A 262-nucleotide genomic window follows, 5' to 3' on the forward strand; every position below is an offset into this window, starting at 1 on the left:
GCACTGGACGACCGCCTGTCGGAAGGTCCAGACTGCCGCTGCGATGTATCGAACCGGGGGGAACGATGCTGCACCCAGCACTGCGGGCCGGCTGCCTGATTCTGGCCGCTGCCCTGGCCTGCGCGCCCTGCGCGGCCTTCGAACTGCAGATGGTGACCCGTGCCCAAGCCAAGGATCTGCGCACCAGGCTGGATCAGCTTGGCGTTCGCGGCGTCTCGTTGCAGATGATCCTGGATAGCGGCTACGAGCCCGTGCACGAGCG

1 protein-coding gene is annotated in these 262 nt (G+C 67.2%); it reads left to right on the forward strand.

Features of this window, described 5'->3' with window-relative positions; all coding sequences use genetic code 11:
* Positions 1–65: 65 nt before the first annotated feature.
* The coding region (locus RMT89_RS43765) for a hypothetical protein (RefSeq protein ID WP_315889323.1) at positions 66–262 on the forward strand (197 nt) is incomplete at its 3' end.

It is taken from the genome of Streptomyces sp. P17 (genome assembly GCF_032436805.1).
In the GTDB taxonomy this organism is placed as follows: domain Bacteria; phylum Actinomycetota; class Actinomycetes; order Streptomycetales; family Streptomycetaceae; genus Streptomyces.